The sequence below is a fragment of the Micromonospora sp. NPDC049891 genome, from assembly GCF_040660295.1.
Taxonomy (GTDB): Bacteria; Actinomycetota; Actinomycetes; order Mycobacteriales; family Micromonosporaceae; genus Micromonospora.
This window is the reverse complement of sequence record NZ_JBFAML010000004.1, coordinates 203,027-218,751: the sequence shown is the minus strand read 5'-3', so window position 1 is coordinate 218,751 and position 15,725 is coordinate 203,027. Positions and strand designations below refer to the sequence as shown.

General features: G+C 67.2%; 20 protein-coding genes, 1 tRNA gene and 2 pseudogenes. 12 read left to right on the top strand and 11 right to left on the bottom strand.

From position 1 onward, the window contains the following. Positions 1 to 3: 3 nt before the first annotated feature. Positions 4 to 1,188, bottom strand: coding sequence for a low temperature requirement protein A (locus tag AB0I71_RS08340; RefSeq protein ID WP_357582559.1), 1,185 nt, complete (start codon positions 1,186 to 1,188; stop codon positions 4 to 6). Between the two features lie 847 nt (positions 1,189 to 2,035). Between AB0I71_RS08340 and AB0I71_RS08335 the strand changes: the two genes are divergently transcribed. Continuing rightward, a complete protein-coding gene (locus AB0I71_RS08335) occupies positions 2,036 to 2,308 on the top strand; it encodes a hypothetical protein (RefSeq protein WP_357582558.1) in 273 nt (90 codons plus the stop codon). Between the two features lie 27 nt (positions 2,309 to 2,335). After that, on the top strand, positions 2,336 to 2,677 hold the full coding sequence (locus tag AB0I71_RS08330) for a hypothetical protein (protein WP_357582557.1): 342 nt from the start codon (positions 2,336 to 2,338) through the stop codon (positions 2,675 to 2,677). A 290-nt stretch (positions 2,678 to 2,967) separates the two neighbouring features. On the opposite strand, the gene AB0I71_RS08325 is transcribed toward AB0I71_RS08330, so the two are convergent. Next, the gene (locus AB0I71_RS08325; RefSeq protein ID WP_357582556.1) at positions 2,968 to 3,498 is read right to left on the bottom strand and encodes a pyridoxamine 5'-phosphate oxidase family protein; all 531 of its coding nucleotides are present in this window, start codon (positions 3,496 to 3,498) and stop codon (positions 2,968 to 2,970) included. A 291-nt stretch (positions 3,499 to 3,789) separates the two neighbouring features. Here AB0I71_RS08325 and AB0I71_RS08320 point away from each other — a divergent pair, with 291 nt between their 5' ends. The 4 genes from AB0I71_RS08320 (at position 3,790) to AB0I71_RS08305 (ending at position 6,439) form a co-directional block, all read left to right on the top strand. After that, positions 3,790 to 4,227, top strand: a complete 438-nt coding sequence (locus tag AB0I71_RS08320) for a MarR family winged helix-turn-helix transcriptional regulator (protein ID WP_357582555.1) — start codon at positions 3,790 to 3,792, stop codon at positions 4,225 to 4,227. Between the two features lie 136 nt (positions 4,228 to 4,363). Then, positions 4,364 to 4,741 carry a Rid family detoxifying hydrolase gene (locus AB0I71_RS08315; RefSeq protein ID WP_357582554.1) on the top strand — a complete coding sequence of 126 codons (378 nt, stop codon included), beginning with the start codon at positions 4,364 to 4,366 and terminating at the stop codon, positions 4,739 to 4,741. Between the two features lie 3 nt (positions 4,742 to 4,744). After that, entirely contained in the window at positions 4,745 to 5,626 is an 882-nt protein-coding gene (locus AB0I71_RS08310; RefSeq protein ID WP_357582553.1) for a PhzF family phenazine biosynthesis protein, read from the top strand. 333 nt (positions 5,627 to 5,959) lie between these two features. Continuing rightward, positions 5,960 to 6,439 carry a barstar family protein gene (locus AB0I71_RS08305; RefSeq protein WP_357582552.1) on the top strand — a complete coding sequence of 160 codons (480 nt, stop codon included), beginning with the start codon at positions 5,960 to 5,962 and terminating at the stop codon, positions 6,437 to 6,439. A 130-nt stretch (positions 6,440 to 6,569) separates the two neighbouring features. On the opposite strand, the gene AB0I71_RS08300 is transcribed toward AB0I71_RS08305, so the two are convergent. Continuing rightward, positions 6,570 to 7,001, bottom strand: a complete 432-nt coding sequence (locus AB0I71_RS08300; protein ID WP_357582551.1) for a hypothetical protein — start codon at positions 6,999 to 7,001, stop codon at positions 6,570 to 6,572. 182 nt (positions 7,002 to 7,183) lie between these two features. On the opposite strand from AB0I71_RS08300, the gene AB0I71_RS08295 reads away from it, so the two are divergent. After that, complete coding sequence (locus AB0I71_RS08295; RefSeq protein WP_357582550.1) at positions 7,184 to 7,849, top strand: methyltransferase domain-containing protein; 666 nt, start codon at positions 7,184 to 7,186, stop codon at positions 7,847 to 7,849. Between the two features lie 183 nt (positions 7,850 to 8,032). Here AB0I71_RS08295 and AB0I71_RS08290 read toward each other — a convergent pair whose 3' ends face one another. The 3 genes from AB0I71_RS08290 to AB0I71_RS08280 form a co-directional block, all read right to left on the bottom strand. Continuing rightward, the gene (locus tag AB0I71_RS08290; protein WP_357582549.1) at positions 8,033 to 8,692 is read right to left on the bottom strand and encodes a DinB family protein; all 660 of its coding nucleotides are present in this window, start codon (positions 8,690 to 8,692) and stop codon (positions 8,033 to 8,035) included. 147 nt (positions 8,693 to 8,839) lie between these two features. Continuing rightward, positions 8,840 to 9,592, bottom strand: a complete 753-nt coding sequence (locus AB0I71_RS08285) for a DUF4184 family protein (protein WP_357582548.1) — start codon at positions 9,590 to 9,592, stop codon at positions 8,840 to 8,842. 206 nt (positions 9,593 to 9,798) lie between these two features. After that, positions 9,799 to 10,380 carry a hypothetical protein gene (locus AB0I71_RS08280; RefSeq protein ID WP_357582547.1) on the bottom strand — a complete coding sequence of 194 codons (582 nt, stop codon included), beginning with the start codon at positions 10,378 to 10,380 and terminating at the stop codon, positions 9,799 to 9,801. A 107-nt stretch (positions 10,381 to 10,487) separates the two neighbouring features. Between AB0I71_RS08280 and AB0I71_RS08275 the strand changes: the two genes are divergently transcribed. Both AB0I71_RS08275 and AB0I71_RS08270 read left to right on the top strand, forming a co-directional pair. Continuing rightward, entirely contained in the window at positions 10,488 to 10,805 is a 318-nt protein-coding gene (locus AB0I71_RS08275) for a hypothetical protein (RefSeq protein WP_357582546.1), read from the top strand. Positions 10,806 to 10,937: 132 nt separating this feature from the next. Next, positions 10,938 to 11,579 (top strand): DUF4291 domain-containing protein, encoded by a 642-nt coding sequence (locus tag AB0I71_RS08270; protein ID WP_357582545.1) that lies wholly within the window; start codon positions 10,938 to 10,940, stop codon positions 11,577 to 11,579. 106 nt (positions 11,580 to 11,685) lie between these two features. Here AB0I71_RS08270 and AB0I71_RS08265 read toward each other — a convergent pair. The 3 genes and pseudogenes from AB0I71_RS08265 to AB0I71_RS08255 all read right to left on the bottom strand — a co-directional run bounded on the left by AB0I71_RS08265 (position 11,686) and on the right by AB0I71_RS08255 (position 14,042). Beyond that, a pseudogene (locus AB0I71_RS08265) lies at positions 11,686 to 12,894 on the bottom strand (DUF6596 domain-containing protein). Further along, a complete protein-coding gene (locus AB0I71_RS08260) occupies positions 12,888 to 13,235 on the bottom strand; it encodes a YciI family protein (RefSeq protein WP_357582544.1) in 348 nt (115 codons plus the stop codon). The pseudogene AB0I71_RS08265 and the gene AB0I71_RS08260 overlap by 7 nt, the downstream one beginning before the upstream one ends. 399 nt (positions 13,236 to 13,634) lie before the next feature. Then, the gene (locus tag AB0I71_RS08255) at positions 13,635 to 14,042 is read right to left on the bottom strand and encodes a CU044_5270 family protein (RefSeq protein WP_357582543.1); all 408 of its coding nucleotides are present in this window, start codon (positions 14,040 to 14,042) and stop codon (positions 13,635 to 13,637) included. Here AB0I71_RS08255 and AB0I71_RS08250 point away from each other — a divergent pair. Further along, positions 14,041 to 14,214, top strand: coding sequence for a hypothetical protein (locus AB0I71_RS08250; protein WP_357582542.1), 174 nt, complete (start codon positions 14,041 to 14,043; stop codon positions 14,212 to 14,214). The genes AB0I71_RS08255 and AB0I71_RS08250 overlap by 2 nt on opposite strands. Before the next feature lie 4 nt (positions 14,215 to 14,218). Here AB0I71_RS08250 and AB0I71_RS08245 read toward each other — a convergent pair. Then, positions 14,219 to 14,302: transfer RNA gene (locus AB0I71_RS08245), tRNA-Leu, on the bottom strand. 205 nt (positions 14,303 to 14,507) lie between these two features. Here AB0I71_RS08245 and AB0I71_RS08240 point away from each other — a divergent pair. Then, positions 14,508 to 14,942 (top strand): annotated as a pseudogene (locus AB0I71_RS08240) (tetratricopeptide repeat protein); the annotation flags it as partial. Between the two features lie 113 nt (positions 14,943 to 15,055). After that, positions 15,056 to 15,556, top strand: a complete 501-nt coding sequence (locus AB0I71_RS08235; protein ID WP_357582642.1) for a hypothetical protein — start codon at positions 15,056 to 15,058, stop codon at positions 15,554 to 15,556. Here AB0I71_RS08235 and AB0I71_RS08230 read toward each other — a convergent pair whose 3' ends face one another. Continuing rightward, positions 15,557 to 15,706, bottom strand: a complete 150-nt coding sequence (locus AB0I71_RS08230; protein ID WP_357582641.1) for a hypothetical protein — start codon at positions 15,704 to 15,706, stop codon at positions 15,557 to 15,559. Positions 15,707 to 15,725: the final 19 nt, after the last annotated feature.

Sequence of the window (15,725 nt, the reverse complement as noted above, 5' to 3'; positions counted from 1 at the left end):
GGGTCATTCGCGCACCACAGGGCCCTCGTCCGCGTGACCCGGGTCGCCACGTATTTCGCCCTCCGTCGCGCGTTCGCCGATCTGCGGGTGGCGGTGCTGGATGATTCCTTCCAGCACGCTCACGCCGGCAACCACCGCGAACAGCGTCGCCAGGGCGGCCAGGGCCGGCACCAGGGGTGCTAGCGGCAGCAGGGCCAGGCAGAGCGCGCTTGCGCTGATCCGTCGTCGCGCGATTTGTCGATAGATCCGCCAGTGGGTGTAGGCGAAGGTGCCGAGGAAGAGCGCGGCGCCACCGAAGAGCACGGTCCCCTCGGCGGCCCGAAGCCGCTCGAGGGGCTCTGTCACTACCTCGGACAGGCCGACCGCGACCGTGATGATCGCGAAGCTGAACAGCAGGTGCCCGTAGATCATGACGGTGCGGCGGATGTCTGCCTGCTGCGCGCTCCGGGCCACCGCTTGCCGAAAGGCCCGGACACCGTAGATGAAGTACGCCCACCAGAGTGCGCAGATTAGGGAGTAGGCGAGGCAGATGGCGGCCAACCGGGCGAGGGTCAGCGGCTCGTCCACGGCTACCATTCCGAGCTGGATCACCGACTCGCCGAGCATGAGGATGATCAGCAGTCCGTAGCGGTGTGTGTAGTGCAGCGGCCGGACCCGGACCTTGTCGAGCGTCCGTCGGGTGAGCCTGGTGCCGATCAGATCGACGAGAATTGCGATCGACCAGAGCACTACTCGCGCCGTACCGTGCAGCAGGCCACCCGCCAGTTGCAGCGGACCGGCCACCAGACCCGACCCGTAGGGGCGGAAGACCGGGGACCGCCAGCCGCCTGGGGTACGCAAGGCCAGTGCCGCCAGCAGTACCCGCATCGCAAGGTAGACACCGACGAACAGCAGGCCCTCGTCCCCAAAGGCGCCGGACACCGTCAGGGCCAGTAGCAGACTGCCGAGCCCGAGGGCGAAGACTCCAGCCCGGTCCAGCGCGTTGCCGACATCGCGTTGGTCGGTATAAATCGTGGTGCCAACCCAGGCCCAGAAAGTGGTTACGAACAGGAGCATTACCCGGCCAATTCCTGCCCAACTGTGGTCGTCGTGCAGCATGTGGGAGAACTGGATCAGCGCGAACACGAAGGCCAGGTCGAAGAAGAGTTCTTCCCAGATAACCCCCTTCTCGGGAGGTGAGGACGGCACTCCGACAGCATATCGACGATTAAGCCCGAAAGATCCTGCTTCATCACAGGCGTAGGCATCAACCCCGGGACTGATGTGCCACTCCCCTCGTAGCACGGCGGCCAGAGCTTGAGGGATCGAGGTTCATGGCTGAGGCGAGACGCCGGTTCAATCCGGAGTTTCGCGCGGCGCGAGAGACCGGGAAGCCGGTCTGGGTGAAGAAGGACCGCGAGAGTCAGGGGTGAGGCCGCTGCCGGGCAGTTGTCGGAGGACGAGTGGGCGGCAGCCGCGGTCAGGAAGATCTTTGACGACTCGGACGGCACCTACGGCAGCCCTCGGACACACGTCCGGCCGCCCCGGACCTGGTCAAGCGGGCGCTCACCGCACCAGGAGGAAAAGTTTCACCTCGCCACCGTCATCGACCTGTATGGCCACCGCATCCTCACAACTCCGCTACTACAGGCCTCGCCGGATGGCTCTATGCCCGGGAGTCGCCGCCCACGGCCGCCGCTGCCCTCGACGGTCCGGCAGCGGTGTCCGGCTGCACAGCGGCGGAGGGCGCGAAGCCGCGAGCAAGCAGCAGCAGACCGAAGACGATCTCGAATAGGCCTCCCGGGATCGCTAGTACGAGGCCGGCTCTGGCCCCTATCAGCTCGGCGGCCGCGCCAGACGGGCTGCGCTACCAATGGCGAACGGCGAGCGCGACCAAGCACCAGTGGCTGTCGTCCCGCTGGGACCACCTGCACTACGACAGATGAGGACGGTTGGGTTGAGGTCACGCAACGCAGCAGTTGACCTCAACCAGAGTCGAGGTTTTACGATCCTGATCGACTGGCAGGAAGTCATACAAGATGCTCAGGAGCAGAAGGTGATCGTCACCGTCGCCAAGGTTACCGACCCCGCTCGGTTCCTGGAGATCTTCGAGACCATCGGCGCGCAGAAGCGGCGGGAACACGGCTGCCGAGGCGCCCGGGTCTATTTCGATCCTGACGACGCGCAGCGATTGTGGTCCATCTTCGACTGGGACACCAAAGACTACGAGAAGTTCCTCGCCGACCCGGAGATCCCGGGCATCGCACGAGAACTCGGGCTCCAGGCACCGCCCGTGCACGCCGTCGCCGCGACCGAGCTCGACGCCTAACCACCGCCCAGGGAGAGAGGCTACGGTATGGATATCACGCCCCCGCAGGTCCACAGGTTCAGCTCGACGATTGGCGATGACGCCATCCGCTTCGGCGACCGGATCCTCATCGCGCCCGGCCTTGGTAAAGAGGCCGGCAGGTCGATGAGCGCCTACACGTCGTTCCTCTATGCCGGGGCGTCGGCAGACCTGCCGGCCTCCTACGCGGAGATCTGGGTAGTGCTCAGCGGAGCTCTACGAGTGGGCGCTGGAAACGACGCCGTAACGGTGCACTCAGGGGACTTTGTTCACGTGCCCGAGCAGGCACCCGGGCTCGTCGAGGCCCTTGAGGACACCACAATGGTCTGTGTGTCAGTACCCGCTCACTAACCTATAAGCTAGATCAGCAATCAGGGATCACCAGTCAAACAGGTGCCGCGTAGGGCCCAACCCGATGCTGCCGTCGGTTTGACCACTTCAGAGGCTAACGGGACGCTGCGCCGACTCTGACCTGCAGAAGCGAGAACCCGCAGGGTAATGGTGGGAGCGGTTGAGTGCCATCCGACGCCGTTGGGCGCGGTGCAGGGCCGTTCAGCGCACCCGGCTGCTCTCACGTCGCTCCCGGATCTCCGGTGGACGAAGCGGGTCTTGGACGCGCAAGGGTTGGCCGGTGCCGTGGATCAGGGCTGGGACGCCACGGTGAGCTTTGCGATGTCTGGGGCATAGACGGTCATCCAGTGCGGATGCAGCCGGTAGTAGACCACGTCGTTGTCCCAGTCGAAGAGGTCCTCGCCGTAGAAGTCCTTCAAGTACGCAAGCACGTCCGGCCAGTCCCTGGCCTGGTCGCCGTTGCGGGGGTTGAGGATCTCCACCTTGCCGTGCGTGAAGACGCCGAGGTCCTCACCGCGCATATGTGCGGCGCTGACGGCGGGTCGCGCCGCGAGATGGCGCGCCTTGGCGGCGTCGGGCGCCGTGCCGAAGTACCACTTGCCTCGCAGGAAGTGCCCGTCGACACCGCTGATCCGCGGCTCACCCTTCGCCGTCACGCTGGACAGAGCGAGGGTGCACATGCCGGTAAGGACCTCGGTGAGCTGCTCCGCGTTCAGTGTGCGCGCAGTGTTGATGATCGAGCGGAGGTGGGAGGTGGAGCCGGCGAGGGAGGCGTCAAGGAGGGCTTGCAGCTTTTCGAGATCTTCTGGGGTTTCGCGCATGGAGGTCCTTGTCTCTCCGTATCTATCTGTGCCGTGGTCGCGCCGATCACCGGCGCTGACCGGTGAACCCATGCTCCACCCATAACCTGACACCTTGCGTCATATTTCTTCAACCGGCTTGCGGGTGCCAGCGGGCCGCACGGCAGCCGGCGCGACGTGAATGACTCCCGGCTGACGACGCCCACACTCTGCGGCAGAAGAGTGCGTTCAACGTCCCAGCGCCTTCGCCTACACCGGTGCGGCCCGTCCTGGGGACTTCCGCCACCGGATGAGTGTATATACACTCATCCCGTGGAGTCGGTCGAGTCGTCGTGTGTGTGCACGTCGCTGCGGATGGCGACAAGGTCGATCAACCGGTTGTACGACCGCGCCTTGGCCGAGGTCGGGGTGCGGGTGACTGCCTACAGCATCCTGTCCCGGCTGGCGGAGGAGGGCCCGATGTCGGTCGGTCGGCTGGCGGAACGGCTGGCGATGGAGCGCACGACCTGCACGCGCGAGGTCTCGCCGCTGGTAAACGCCGGGCTGGTCGCCATGACGCGTGGCTCGGATCGGCGTGTTCGAATGCTTCAGTTGACCGAGTTCGGAGCGCGGAAACGCGCGGAGGCGTTTCCGCTATGGGAAGGCGTGCAGCGCAGGCTCGCCGACGATTTCGGCGACACCGACATCATCAGCCTGCTTGAGCGTCTGCGTCGGCTCCAGGCCAGCGGTGATCGCCTGTCTCCAGCCTGATCTGCGAACCGTGTCCTGTCACCCGGCGGCACCGGATCCGGCGCCGCCGAGTACCACCCGGTACCACCGTGCTCCGGTCGGGTCCCTCGTTCGGCCTTCGAGGACAAGGCCCGCATCAATCGAAGGGAAAACGATCATGGTTCGTACCGCAATCACCGCCGAGCAACTGCCCGCGCCCGTGGGCCCGTTCTCGATGGCCATTCGCGACGGCGGCCTCCTGTTCCTGAGCGGACAGGTCGCACAGGATCCGGCTACCGGAGAGCTGATCGACGGCGACACCGGGCGGCAGACCGAACAGATTCTGAACAACCTCGCGGCCGTGGTGGCGGCCGCCGGCAAGAGCCTCGCGGACGTTGTACGCGTCGGTGTCTATCTGACCGACATGGCCGACTTCGCCACGATGAACGAGGAGTACAGCCGGCATTTCACCGCCCCGTACCCGGCTCGTACCACCATCGGCGTCGCGGCATTGCCGCTCGGGGCGACCGTCGAGATCGATGCGGTGGTGGCCTGAGGCATGGCCTACACCTTCGCTCTGGTCGACGTGTTCAGTGACCGGCCGTTCGGCGGCAACCAGCTGGCGGTGTTCCCGGACGCGGACGGCATCGGCGAGCAGACAATGCAGCGACTGGCTCGCGAGTTCAACTTCTCCGAAACCACCTTCGTCGTCTCGCCCCGCGACCCCGCCCACAGCTGCCGGATCCGAATCTTCACCCCCACCCAGGAGCTGCCGATCGCCGGCCATCCGACCATCGGCACGGCGGCCGTCCTCGCTGAATCCGCGCCGGACCGGCAGACGTTCACCGTGGAGGAAGGCGTGGGTCCGGTCACCGTAAGCGTCGACGGCCGAACGATCCAGCTGCATCTGCGGGCGCCGGTGTACGAAAGCACCGACGAGGCACCATCGGCCGCGGCCCTGGCCGAAGCCCTCTGCCTGCCCGAAGACGCCGTCGTGGACAGTTGGTATGCCGGCATCGGACTGAGGTTCTGTTTCGTCCAGCTGGCCGGTCCCGAACTGGTCGACAAGGCCCGGCTCGACCGTTCGGCCTGGGAAGCTTCGATCGCCGACGGCTGGTCGCCACACGTGTACGTCTTGGCCGGCACCCCCGGCGACGACGCCAACGTGTACTCGCGTTTCTTCGCGCCGGCCCTCGGCGTGGAGGAGGATCCGGCCACCGGCTCCGCGGCCGCCTCCCTGGTGGCCAGCCTCGCGCGACGGTCACCCGGCCGGAACCGAACCCACCGCATGACAATCAGCCAGGGCGTGGTGATGGGCCGGCCGAGCACTCTGCACGCCACCGCGCACACAGAAGACGGCACGCTGACCGAGGTGATCGTGGGCGGGCACGCGGTGATTGTCGGCCGCGGGACCATGACCCTCCCGACGGAGGCGGTATGATGCGCGACCGGCCCGGCCGATGGCCGACGCACTCATCTCGGCACGACCGCATGTTGGATGCCGCCGCCCTTGGTCACCTCTGTGACGCCCGGTCGGCGGCATGTGCGGATGGTCGCATTTGAAGAGAGCTCCAGGCGTTGCCGGGTAGCGGTAGCGGTAGCGGGCGGATCAGTCCGGCTTCGATGTCGCCTCGGTGACAAGCGGTTCGCGGCAGATCCGGTCGTCCGGCGCGCGGCTCTGTCCTGCTGCTTCGCTTTCCTCGCAGACTGGACCTGTTGCGGCTGGCGCATGATGCCGTAGTTGCTGTGGAGGACGTCGATCGAGGTGGACAGGATGACGGACGAAGCGTGGCATCGCTCCAGAGAACCCCTCATGGTCTGCTCGCGTGGTTCGCTGGTGGAGTTGGCGGCGGTGCTACCGGCGTCCGGCAGGTTCGTGGTCGCCCGCCTCGACGGCCCGAGGATGGCGGATGCCGATCAGGTCTTCTACGACTTCTCGGACGCCTTGCTCTTTCCCAGCTACTTCGGCTGGAACTGGAACGCACTGTCCGACTGCCTCAGAGATCTGCACTGGCTGCCGGCGGACGGTTATCTGGTGATCATCGACAACGCGCCCCAGCTGCTGCCGGACAAGTCTCAGGACCGGCATACCCTTTTCCGCATCCTTGCCCGGGCGGTTCAACACTGGGCCAGCCCCCTCGGGCAACCGGAGGGGAAGGTCGTCCCGTTCAAGGTCCTGCTGCTGTGTGACCGGGACGAAGAAGCGGTGCATCTGCGGCAGGACATCATCCGAGCACGCCTGAAGAGGTGCTGAAATTCAAACCGCTCGCTAGTCCGGCGAAGGCGACCGGCTTGCCGGGGGCGGCAGCCGTCGAACGACAGCGCACGGAGTGCGACGATGCGCGGTCGGTGCCGGAAGCGGATGTGGGCGGGCACGCTCGCCGTCAGCGTGTCCTGCATAGTGGTTGTCGCCGACGTTTCCTCCGGCATGGAGGACAGTCGTACCTGAGCGGACGCGGCGATGCTACGGAATGCTCTGCTTTCGCATGGGGTTCCACGCTGGCGGCCGGCACCGTCGCGATCACGTAATCCTCGGTCAGGTCTGGCTGCACGTCGACCATCGCGTTCCTACCGACGTAGCGGACGACAAACGTGGTCTCGCGCAGCCACATCTCGTCGTAGTCGGCAAGACTCTGCGGCACTTCACCGACGAGTCGCACGTCGTCACCCGGCTTGACCGCAGCATCCGCCGGAGCCTCATCGCGTTGAATGGCCATGATCGCGTGGATGAGAGTCTTCAGCGGTTCGGTGTGCGCGCCGTAGTGAACCAGATGGCCCGCCTGGCCGAAGATGACATCGGCCTGGGCTCTGCTCAAGTTGGCGAGCGCCTCGGCCGCACCGGCCGTTAGGACCGATCCCCCAGGCCGTCGACTCCCGCCCATCGGCCCGTCCGGACGCCGGCGACCGGCACCGGCGTCACCTTTGACGACGCACACTTGGTGCGGCAGAACAGGATGTTGACGGGGCCGCCGCCCTTACTGCTGGCACAATCCGGTCGGTGATCTCCTCTCCATCGGATCCGCTTGACTTGCGCGGGGTGCAACGGGCTTACGACACCGTGGCGGAGGACTACGCCGCATTCCTGCCGGACACCCGCTGGGAGGCATTCCTCGACCTCGCCATGGTCGACGCCTTCGCCATGGCGGCGACGGCGGGCAACGACGCGCAGGTTCTTGATGCAGGATGTGGCACCGGGCGGATGAGTCAGTACCTCACCGAACGCGGTTGTTCGGTGGTGGGTGTCGACCTGTCGCCGGGCATGGTCGCCATGGCCCGACGCAACCACCCTGACCTGGTGTTCACTGTGGGCTCGTTGACCGAGCTGCCGTACCCGGACGGCCAGTTCGCAGGCGTGATGCTGTGGTACTCGATCATCCACACGCCTCCCGCCGGCCAAGCGGGCATCTTCGCGGAGGCCGCCCGGGTTCTCCACCCGGGCGGCCATCTGCTCGTCGGATTCCAGTCCGGCAAAGGCACGCGCGACGTTTCCAAGGCATACCGCCAATTCGGCCATGAGATCGAGCTCGAGCGCCATCTCTACACGGCGGACGACGTCGGTCTCCAGATCGAGGCTGCCGGCCTACGGGAGGTGTGCCGGCTGGTGCGCCGTGCGCAGGGCAAGGAGCGGGACGATCAGGCGATCCTGCTGGCCAGTGCCCAATGAGCGACACACATATCGACGAGCCCGGATGCCGGCCCGCCACTTGCTGTGACTATGCGTAGCGAGCGCCTCGCGGCAAATCCGTGCATGTGACCTTGGCTTCGGGCTGCGACGGTCGCTGGCAGCATGCAAGCGATTTCTCGGACGAGTTGGACGGCATCCGCGGATTACGCGAAGACCGCGTCGTCAGGCGAACTCGCGCGCGGTGGATTCCAGCCTCTCGCGGTAGGCGGCCCACCACGCCTCGTCGCCCTCGACCACATTGTCGCCGGGCCGCCGCCAGCCGACCTGGCCGTCGACCAGTTCGCGCACGATGTCGGCGTGCCCGACGTGCCGGTTCAGCTCGGCGAGCACGTGCACGAGGATGTGGTGAAGCGTCACCGGCGTGTGTTGCCACCACCGCACCGAGCCGGGCGCGTCGATCGGGAGCGTCTCGATCGTGGCATCCGCGTGTGTCCAGACTCGGTGCCACAGGCCGATGATGTCGTCGCGGGACTCGTCGGCCGCGGCCCACATGTCCGTGTTCGGCTCGGCGTCTTCGTTCAGGCCCGCGACGGGTTCGGGAAAGGGGCGGTCGAACACCTCGCCGAAATACCCGGCGGTCACCGAGGCCACGTGTTTGACCAGCCCGAGCAGGTTCGTCCCGGTCGGCACGAGCGGGCGCCGTACGTCGTACTCCGACAGCCCGTCGAGCTTCCCGAGTAGCGCCTCGCGCGCCTCCCGCAGGTACCGATGAAGATTCGCCTTAGCGTCGAGGTCTGTCATGCCGGCCAGGATCTCACCGCCGCCACCCGGCGCGATGCCCTTTACGCCTCGCGCTTCGAACCGCAGCTCTACAGCGGTCACGCGATTGCGGTTTCTGACGGCGCCATGTCCATGTGTCGACGTCCGTCATAACGGTGGGTAGTGCGCGAGTCGCGGCAGAAGCGGGCACCCTTCGCTGAAGACATTACTGTGTGGCCGTCCCGGTTGGGCGGCTGAGCTTCCGGGCAGTCAGTGCGGGGTTGGTTGGTGGCGTCGGGCCAGGGCAGCGTGGCCGGCGGCGAGGACGATCGCGGCCGTTAGACCGGCACCGCCTGCCTGGGTGACGGCTAGGAATAGCATTCGCTGAGGAGTCACGTCTTCGGCGGCGGCCAGGGCGGCACCGCCGGCGGCGGCGAACGCGATGGCCAGCCAGGCGGCCACCACGAGTATCCGATTGGCGGGCGGCCGTTGCTCGGGCACGGGCGACTGCCGATGCCACCATCGGAGCAGCCAGAACACGACCACGATGGCGCCGACGATGGTGCTCATGCGTTGTATCCAGCGATAGCCCGGCGTGCCGAGGTGCGATTCGGACAACCAGCCGATGTGGACGGCGCCCCACATCCCGTCGTGCGTGAACGAGTCCCACAGCACGTGCGTCAACGCACCGATCACCAGGGAAACGACAAGCATCGCCGCATAGCCGACCGACCAGCGAGAATGAAACCCGGGCACCGGTAGGCGTTCGCGCAGCCAGGCTGGCGAGATGGCGGTCAGGAAGCGGGCCAGCAGCCCATGCCAGAGGATCAACGCCCCAAGACCCAGCACCACATCGACGCTGAGAACGCCGATGAGTGAGTGGGCCAGGGTAGCCTTCACCGGCAGCGGCAGATAGTAGGGGGCGTCAGGAGCCATGCTCCCGATCACCAGGGCCGATGGCACCAGCCACGCTGACCGCGTCAACGGCAACACCGCTGCGACGTGACTCCCCGTGAACGGCACCTCCGGCCCGCCTCCCTCGCTCGGCAGAATCCTAAAGACAACCAGCCGAAGCCCACCAACTTCAGCCGCCGGAGTGTTCAGCACACCGCCGACGGCAGAAGCAGGGGCCGACCAGGACGCACGATGTCTGCGGTAAATCCGTGCGTTGTTGCGGTGATCGACTGGGCGAGGCGTCCTCGACGTCGAGTCGAATGACTCGACGCGGCTCAGGCGTTGGCGGGGTGGTACTCCAAGCCGTCGGCGCCGGGCATCAGGACCGCGGCATACCGCTCGTCGCCGCTGATGCCGCAGTCCTCATCGACCTCGAAACCGATGAGAGCGCGGTGGAACGGCACCGCGTCGTATACGGCAATCGCGACGTCGGCCAGCCACCGGTCGAGCGTGCTACGCCACGTCAACGATTCCACGCCGCTGGATTCGTCGAAGGGGTAGCCGCCGATGCGGCGGTCGACTCGGGCCAACGCGCCCAGCGGTAGGTAAAGCTCCAAGGTATCCAGGCCCTCGTACCGGGACAGGAAACCACCGCAGACGACGCGCGCGCCCGAGGGCAGCGTCAGCGTCCCGCATAAGTGACTATGCGCATGGAGGGCGGCCACGCCAATCTCGACCACCGCGAACCCGGACCCGTCGGCCCGACGCACATGGCAACCCTGAAGGCCGGCAGCGCGCCACAGGGACCGTAGGGCCCGGTCGACGTTGTCATCGTCAGCTGCGCCGAGAACCAGGCAGAGTTCGTAGAAGCCACCCGTCCAGTTCTCGTTGTCGTTCATGTCGTCCGCGATCCCCACCGCATCACCATCGCCGATTCGGCCGTAGACGTCACCCTGGTTCCTGCCGCACGCGTCGCGGCACATGAGCGTGTGCTCGGGGCATCGCACAGGTAGCTTGCCTCCTCGTGGAGAACCATCCTGCGTACGCACCGTTGCTCTCTACGACGTGGCCAGTCTTCACCGCCGAACTTGGCGCAGCGCTCAGGGCCGAAGGCGAGGAACCGCTGGCGGAGCAGGTTGGGCGGCTGCGAGTGGTGCAGACGTGCGGTTGCGGGGACGACTTCTGCCAGAGCTTCTACACCGCGCCGACGCCGGCTGGCGCCTATGGCGATGGCCACCGCAATGTCTGCCTCGACGCGCCTTGGCCGGGGCACCTCATCCTCGACGTGGTCCACGACGAGATCAGGTACGTCGAAGTGCTGTACCGATTACCGCTGTGCTGACCGCTCCCGCCTCCGCAGTCGCGCGGTCAGCGGCTAGATGCGGGTGCCGGCGCGGATTCGTTTCGGCTTGGCGTTGGCGTGGGTGTGGAATCTCGGTGGAGCAGTCGAGTCCCGATCGGTCAGGATCACGTCGTGTCCGTTCCCGCCCGTCAGATCCGCGCCCGCTACTCGGCCGACACCATCACCGTGTACCAGGCATATTCCCCTCAGGTCGCGCTGCCAGCGGTGGCCGCCGGCCGTTTCGTGGCACCCTTCAAGCGGGACCGGATGACGTGGATCAAGCCATCGTTCCTGTGGATGATGTACCGCTGCGGCTGGGCCACCAAGCCAGGACAAGAGCGCGTACTGTCCATCGACATCACCCGGGACGGATTTGAGTGGGCGCTGGCGCGAGCCTGCCTGAGTCACTACGACCGAGACCTGCACGGCGACAAGGCCACCTGGTCACGGCAACTGAAAGCCAGCCCCGTCCGAGTGCAATGGGATCCGGAGCGATCGCTGCACCTGAAGGCGCTGCCGTACCGGTCGCTGCAGGTTGGACTGTCCGGCGAGGCTGTCGACCGGTACGTCGACGACTGGGTCGTTGCCATCACCGACATCACCCCCACGGTGCACCTGGTCCGGGACCTCCTGCGTAGCGGCGACGAACAGGCGGCAGCAGCCCATCTGCCTGTCGAACATGCCTACCCGCTGCCGGCTAAGATCGCCGCCAGTCTCGACGCCAGCCCGGACCTCACCGCCGACGAAATGCCCGAGCAGCAGCACGCACAGTGACGGCCACCCGGCACGCCAGCGCGCCCGCTCGGCGGCATGAGCGGATGCGATGGCCGACAGTCCCGGCAACGGGAGGGCGGGTCGGTAATTGGCGGTCGACCAGCAGTCACTCTGCTGCCCTCGGGTCATGGTCCGAACCTGTCGCGCCAGCGAGTTCGGTTAGCCGGCGTTCGAGAAAGCGACGTTCGGGTCCGTCGTCGGTGAGTTCTCTCGCGCGTCGGTAGGCGTCGCGCGCCTCGTCGGTGCGCCCGAGTCGTCGCAGTAGTTCGGCCCTGGTGGAGTGCAGGTAGCGGAAGTCGTCCAGACCGAGTCCGTCAACGATTCGCAGACCGGCTTGTGGTCCTTCGGTCTCGGCCACGGCGATGGCGCGGTTCAGGTCCACGACCGGCGAGGCGGTCAGGCGGGCGAGCTCGCCGTACAGAGCGGCGATCTGCGCCCAGTCACACGGTGCCTCGGCGTGCAGCGAGGCGATCGCAGCCTGCAGGACGTAGGGCCCGCGGCCGCCCAGGGCGATCGCCCGGTCCAGTGCGGCGCGGCCCTGTGCAATCTGAGCGGTGTTCCACCGTGACGGGTTTTGGTCTTCGAGCAGCACCAGTTCGCCGTCGTTGAACCGCGTCTCGCGGCGGGAGTCGTGCAGGAGCATTATCGCGAGTAGGCCGTGAACCTCTGGCTCGCCGGGAAGCAGTTGGCTCAGTGCACGTCCCAGCCAGATCGCCTCGGCCGCCAGTTCATCGCGACCGCCGTAGCCCTCGTTGAAGATCAGGTACACGACAGTGAGTACGGCGTCTAGCCGCTCTCGTAGCAGATGATCCGGCGGGATCCGGAACGGGATCCCTGCCGGCTTGATCTTGCGTTTGGCCCGCACCAGACGCTGCGCCATGGTCCGCTGCGGGACGAGCAGGGCGCGGGCGATCTCGTCGGTAGTCAAACCCCCGAGGATACGAAGCGTGAGCGCGACCTGCGCCTCGATGGCGAGCGCCGGATGACAGCAGGTGAAGATGAGTTCCAGGCGCTCGTCGGGAAACGTGGTGGCGTCCATGGGCATCTCGACCTCCGGGGCAGTGACGAGCAGGCCCAGCCTGGCGGCGAAAGCTCGGTCGCGGCGGATGTGGTCGGTGGCGCGGTTTCGCGCCGTGCGGATCAGCCAGGCCCGCGGGTTTGTTGGCACCCCATCGCGTGGCCAGTGATCGGCAGCGATGGCGAAGGCCTCCTACGCGGCGTCCTCGGCGAGGTCGAAGTCGCCGAGGACGCCGATGAGGGTGGCCAGGACGCGCCCCCACTCGTCGCGGAAGATCTCGTCGAGTGCCGTTACCAATACACTTCCGAAGGCCGGATCTCGACGGCGCCGCCATAACGTGCCGCTGGAACGCGAGCGGCCACCTCGATGGCCGCGTCGAGGTCGTTGGCCTCGAGGATGAACAGACCGCCGACAGCCTCCTTCATCCCGACGAACGGGCCATCGGTTGTCAGGGTTCTACCTCCTTCTACCCGCACGGTGGTGGCGTTCTCGGCGCGTCCCAGCGGCGGCACGGGGGTGACACCCGGCGTCTGGTTGATCCCCTGGTAGTCGGCGTAGACCTGCTTCTGCTCTTCCTCGGACAGCGCGGCCTGCCGTTCGAGGGCCGGGCCTTGGTAGATGAGCATGACGTACTTCATCGCTACCTCCTCGTCGATACCAGACTCGCAGTAAGACGAACGGCGGGCACCGCAATCGACACCCCGACACCCGGAAACTCGATCCGGCCTCCGATCAGAGCAAGGCCGCCAGGTAGCCAATCATCGTCCGCGCTTTACCGACACGCGGGTAGTGCACTTCTCATCGGCATGAGCGAGCGTTTCCACGTTGATCCGGCAGATGAGGGCGGGTGTGGCGAGCCTGGAGGACGATGAGGGTGAGGCTCTAGGTAGGACGGCAGTCGACCAGGATTCGATGCCAGCGAGCCTCACCTGCGCTGCCACACCCCTCCACTCGCTGTTCAGCCGCGCTCTGAGCCACCTCATCAGCCTCGTTTGCCAGCACCGCAACCAGCATCGAGGTCGCCGGTTGCTGGGCAGCTACCTGTCGGGGCGCTGTCCGAGGTTCGACACCACGGCTCGCTTGAGCACCGCAGTCGTGCTCAGCTCCGTCCCAGCTGGCCCGTCGGCGGTGTCCGCTACGAGGTAACTGCGCTCGCCGAGGTATGCGTACGTCTGTTCATCAAAGATCCACTCTTGGCGCCGGCTTCGCTCGGTCTGTGCGACGGCTACCCCTCGCCGCTCGGCTGCGGCGGTGACTCCGCGGACTACCTCGACCCCTGGAATCTTCGCCGCGGCCTGGTAGAGCGCGGCGGTCGTCTGGGGCGGTACCAGCGACTCGCGCAGGATGTCGCCGATCGCGGTGAACGCCGCGCCTTCGCGGCTGCTGCCTTTGCCGCGTTCGTCGCGCTCCCTGCGCCGATTCACCGGACGCCGAACCACGACCATGGACGAGCTCCGCCACATCGTGGAAACGCTGGGAAACATCACCACCGTGCTCCGCGACGCCGACCCCACCGACAAGGCACTGATCTACCGCGAACTGGGGCTCAGGCTCACCTACCGGCCAACTAGCCCGGGTGGTGTCCACCCAGGCAACCCCAAGTGGATCATGTACTAAATTGTGTCCGAGGGGGGACTTGAACCCCCACGCCCTATACGGGCACTAGCACCTCAAGCTAGCGCGTCTGCCATTCCGCCACCCGGACCTACTTGCCCAGCCTACCGCGTCAGCCTCGGTGATCCCATCACCCGCAGGCCGCCCGGTGGGCTGCACGGGGAGTTACTGTACACGCCGCAGGTGGATCATGCACATCGGCATCGGGGCCTCGTTCGGCCGTCCTCGCAGGGTGCCACGCCGGCCTTTGGCGGGTGCGTACGCCGGGTAGCGTCGAGGTGCCCGTACCCGGCAGCATGGGCCTCGTGCCCCATGCCTCTCCCCTGGCCGTCGCTCAGCAACGGGCCCTCGCGCTGCGCGGTGCGGGTAACCTCGCCGCCGCCCGTGACCTGCTGGTCGATGCGGTCGAGTCCACCCGGCCGCCGTTCAGCAAAGATCATCCGGATGTGCTCAGCACCGCTCATCTGCTGGCCAGGCTGCATCGGGAGGCGGATGATCCGAGCGCGGCCCGGCGGGTGCTGGAGGAGGCGTTCGCCGCCGGGGAACGCCGCTGGCCGCACGCCGATCCGCTGATGCTGGCGTTGGCCTTCGAGCTGGGGTCCGTCGCGGACGAGCTGGGCAATCGCCACGAGGCGCGCCGGAACTACACCCGCGTGGCCGCTGCCGGGCCCGCCGTGCTCGGCGCCGACCATCCGGCGGTACGCGCGGCACGGGACTACCTCGGCGACGCCGCTCCCGCCCCTCAGCCTGTGGTCCTTCCTGCCCACCAGCCTGGCCCGGCTGGCCAGTCCGCTCGGGGAGCTCTGGATGAACCAACTGTGTCCCTGGCCGCGCTTTCCACGCTGTGGAAGCCGCACGACGCGTCGACGGCAGCGTCGGTGCGTTCCACCGCATCCTCGGCGTCGCCAGCCACGCCGGCCATCGATCACCCCACGTCCGGCGGCCCTGGAGCGGTAACCGTTCCTCCCCCGCCCAGCTCACCACGAGGGCCCGCCGTGCCGGCGCCGCCGGTCATGCCCGTGGCACCGCCGACCTCGGCCGGGCCGGGGCTGCCCGCCGCACCGCAGATCCCGCCGCCACCAACCGCAGCGCCGCAGATGCCACCACCGCCCACCGTGCCTCCAGCTGTGGTGCCGCAGATCCCGCCACCACCCATCGTCCCATCGGCTGTAGCGCCGCAGGTCTTGAGGCCCACCTCACCGTCACCCGCCATGCCGCCTGGCCCTCGGGTACCGCCGTCGATGGTGCCGCCGTCGGGTACGGCGCCGTCCGCCCCGCCACAGGTTCCGCCGCCGCCCACCGTGGCCCCGCCGGTGGTGCCACAGGCGCGGACGGCCTTTCATGATCAGTCGGTCCGTCCGGTGACGCCGCCGGTCGACCAGGCCCGACCGGCTGCGGTGCCAACCGCGCCGATGGTGCCGCCGGTCTCGGCTGCCACCGTGGCGACGCCCGCCGGCGAGGTGTCGACCCCGTCGTCGCCGGCTCCGTCGGTCACGCCGGCGGACCCGTCTCCG

Excerpts from the sequence above, each read along its gene's own strand:
- AB0I71_RS08250 (WP_357582542.1), top strand. The coding sequence starts at position 14,041 with ATGGACGAGCTCCGCCACATCGTGGAAACGCTGGGAAACATCACCACC.
- AB0I71_RS08315 (WP_357582554.1), top strand. The coding sequence starts at position 4,364 with ATGGTTCGTACCGCAATCACCGCCGAGCAACTGCCCGCGCCCGTGGGC.
- AB0I71_RS08325 (WP_357582556.1), bottom strand. The coding sequence starts at position 3,498 with ATGCGCGAAACCCCAGAAGATCTCGAAAAGCTGCAAGCCCTCCTTGAC.
- AB0I71_RS08305 (WP_357582552.1), top strand. The coding sequence starts at position 5,960 with ATGACGGACGAAGCGTGGCATCGCTCCAGAGAACCCCTCATGGTCTGC.
- AB0I71_RS08330 (WP_357582557.1), top strand. The coding sequence starts at position 2,336 with ATGGATATCACGCCCCCGCAGGTCCACAGGTTCAGCTCGACGATTGGC.
- AB0I71_RS08260 (WP_357582544.1), bottom strand. The coding sequence starts at position 13,235 with ATGAAGTACGTCATGCTCATCTACCAAGGCCCGGCCCTCGAACGGCAG.
- AB0I71_RS08310 (WP_357582553.1), top strand. The coding sequence starts at position 4,745 with ATGGCCTACACCTTCGCTCTGGTCGACGTGTTCAGTGACCGGCCGTTC.
- AB0I71_RS08255 (WP_357582543.1), bottom strand. The coding sequence starts at position 14,042 with ATGGTCGTGGTTCGGCGTCCGGTGAATCGGCGCAGGGAGCGCGACGAA.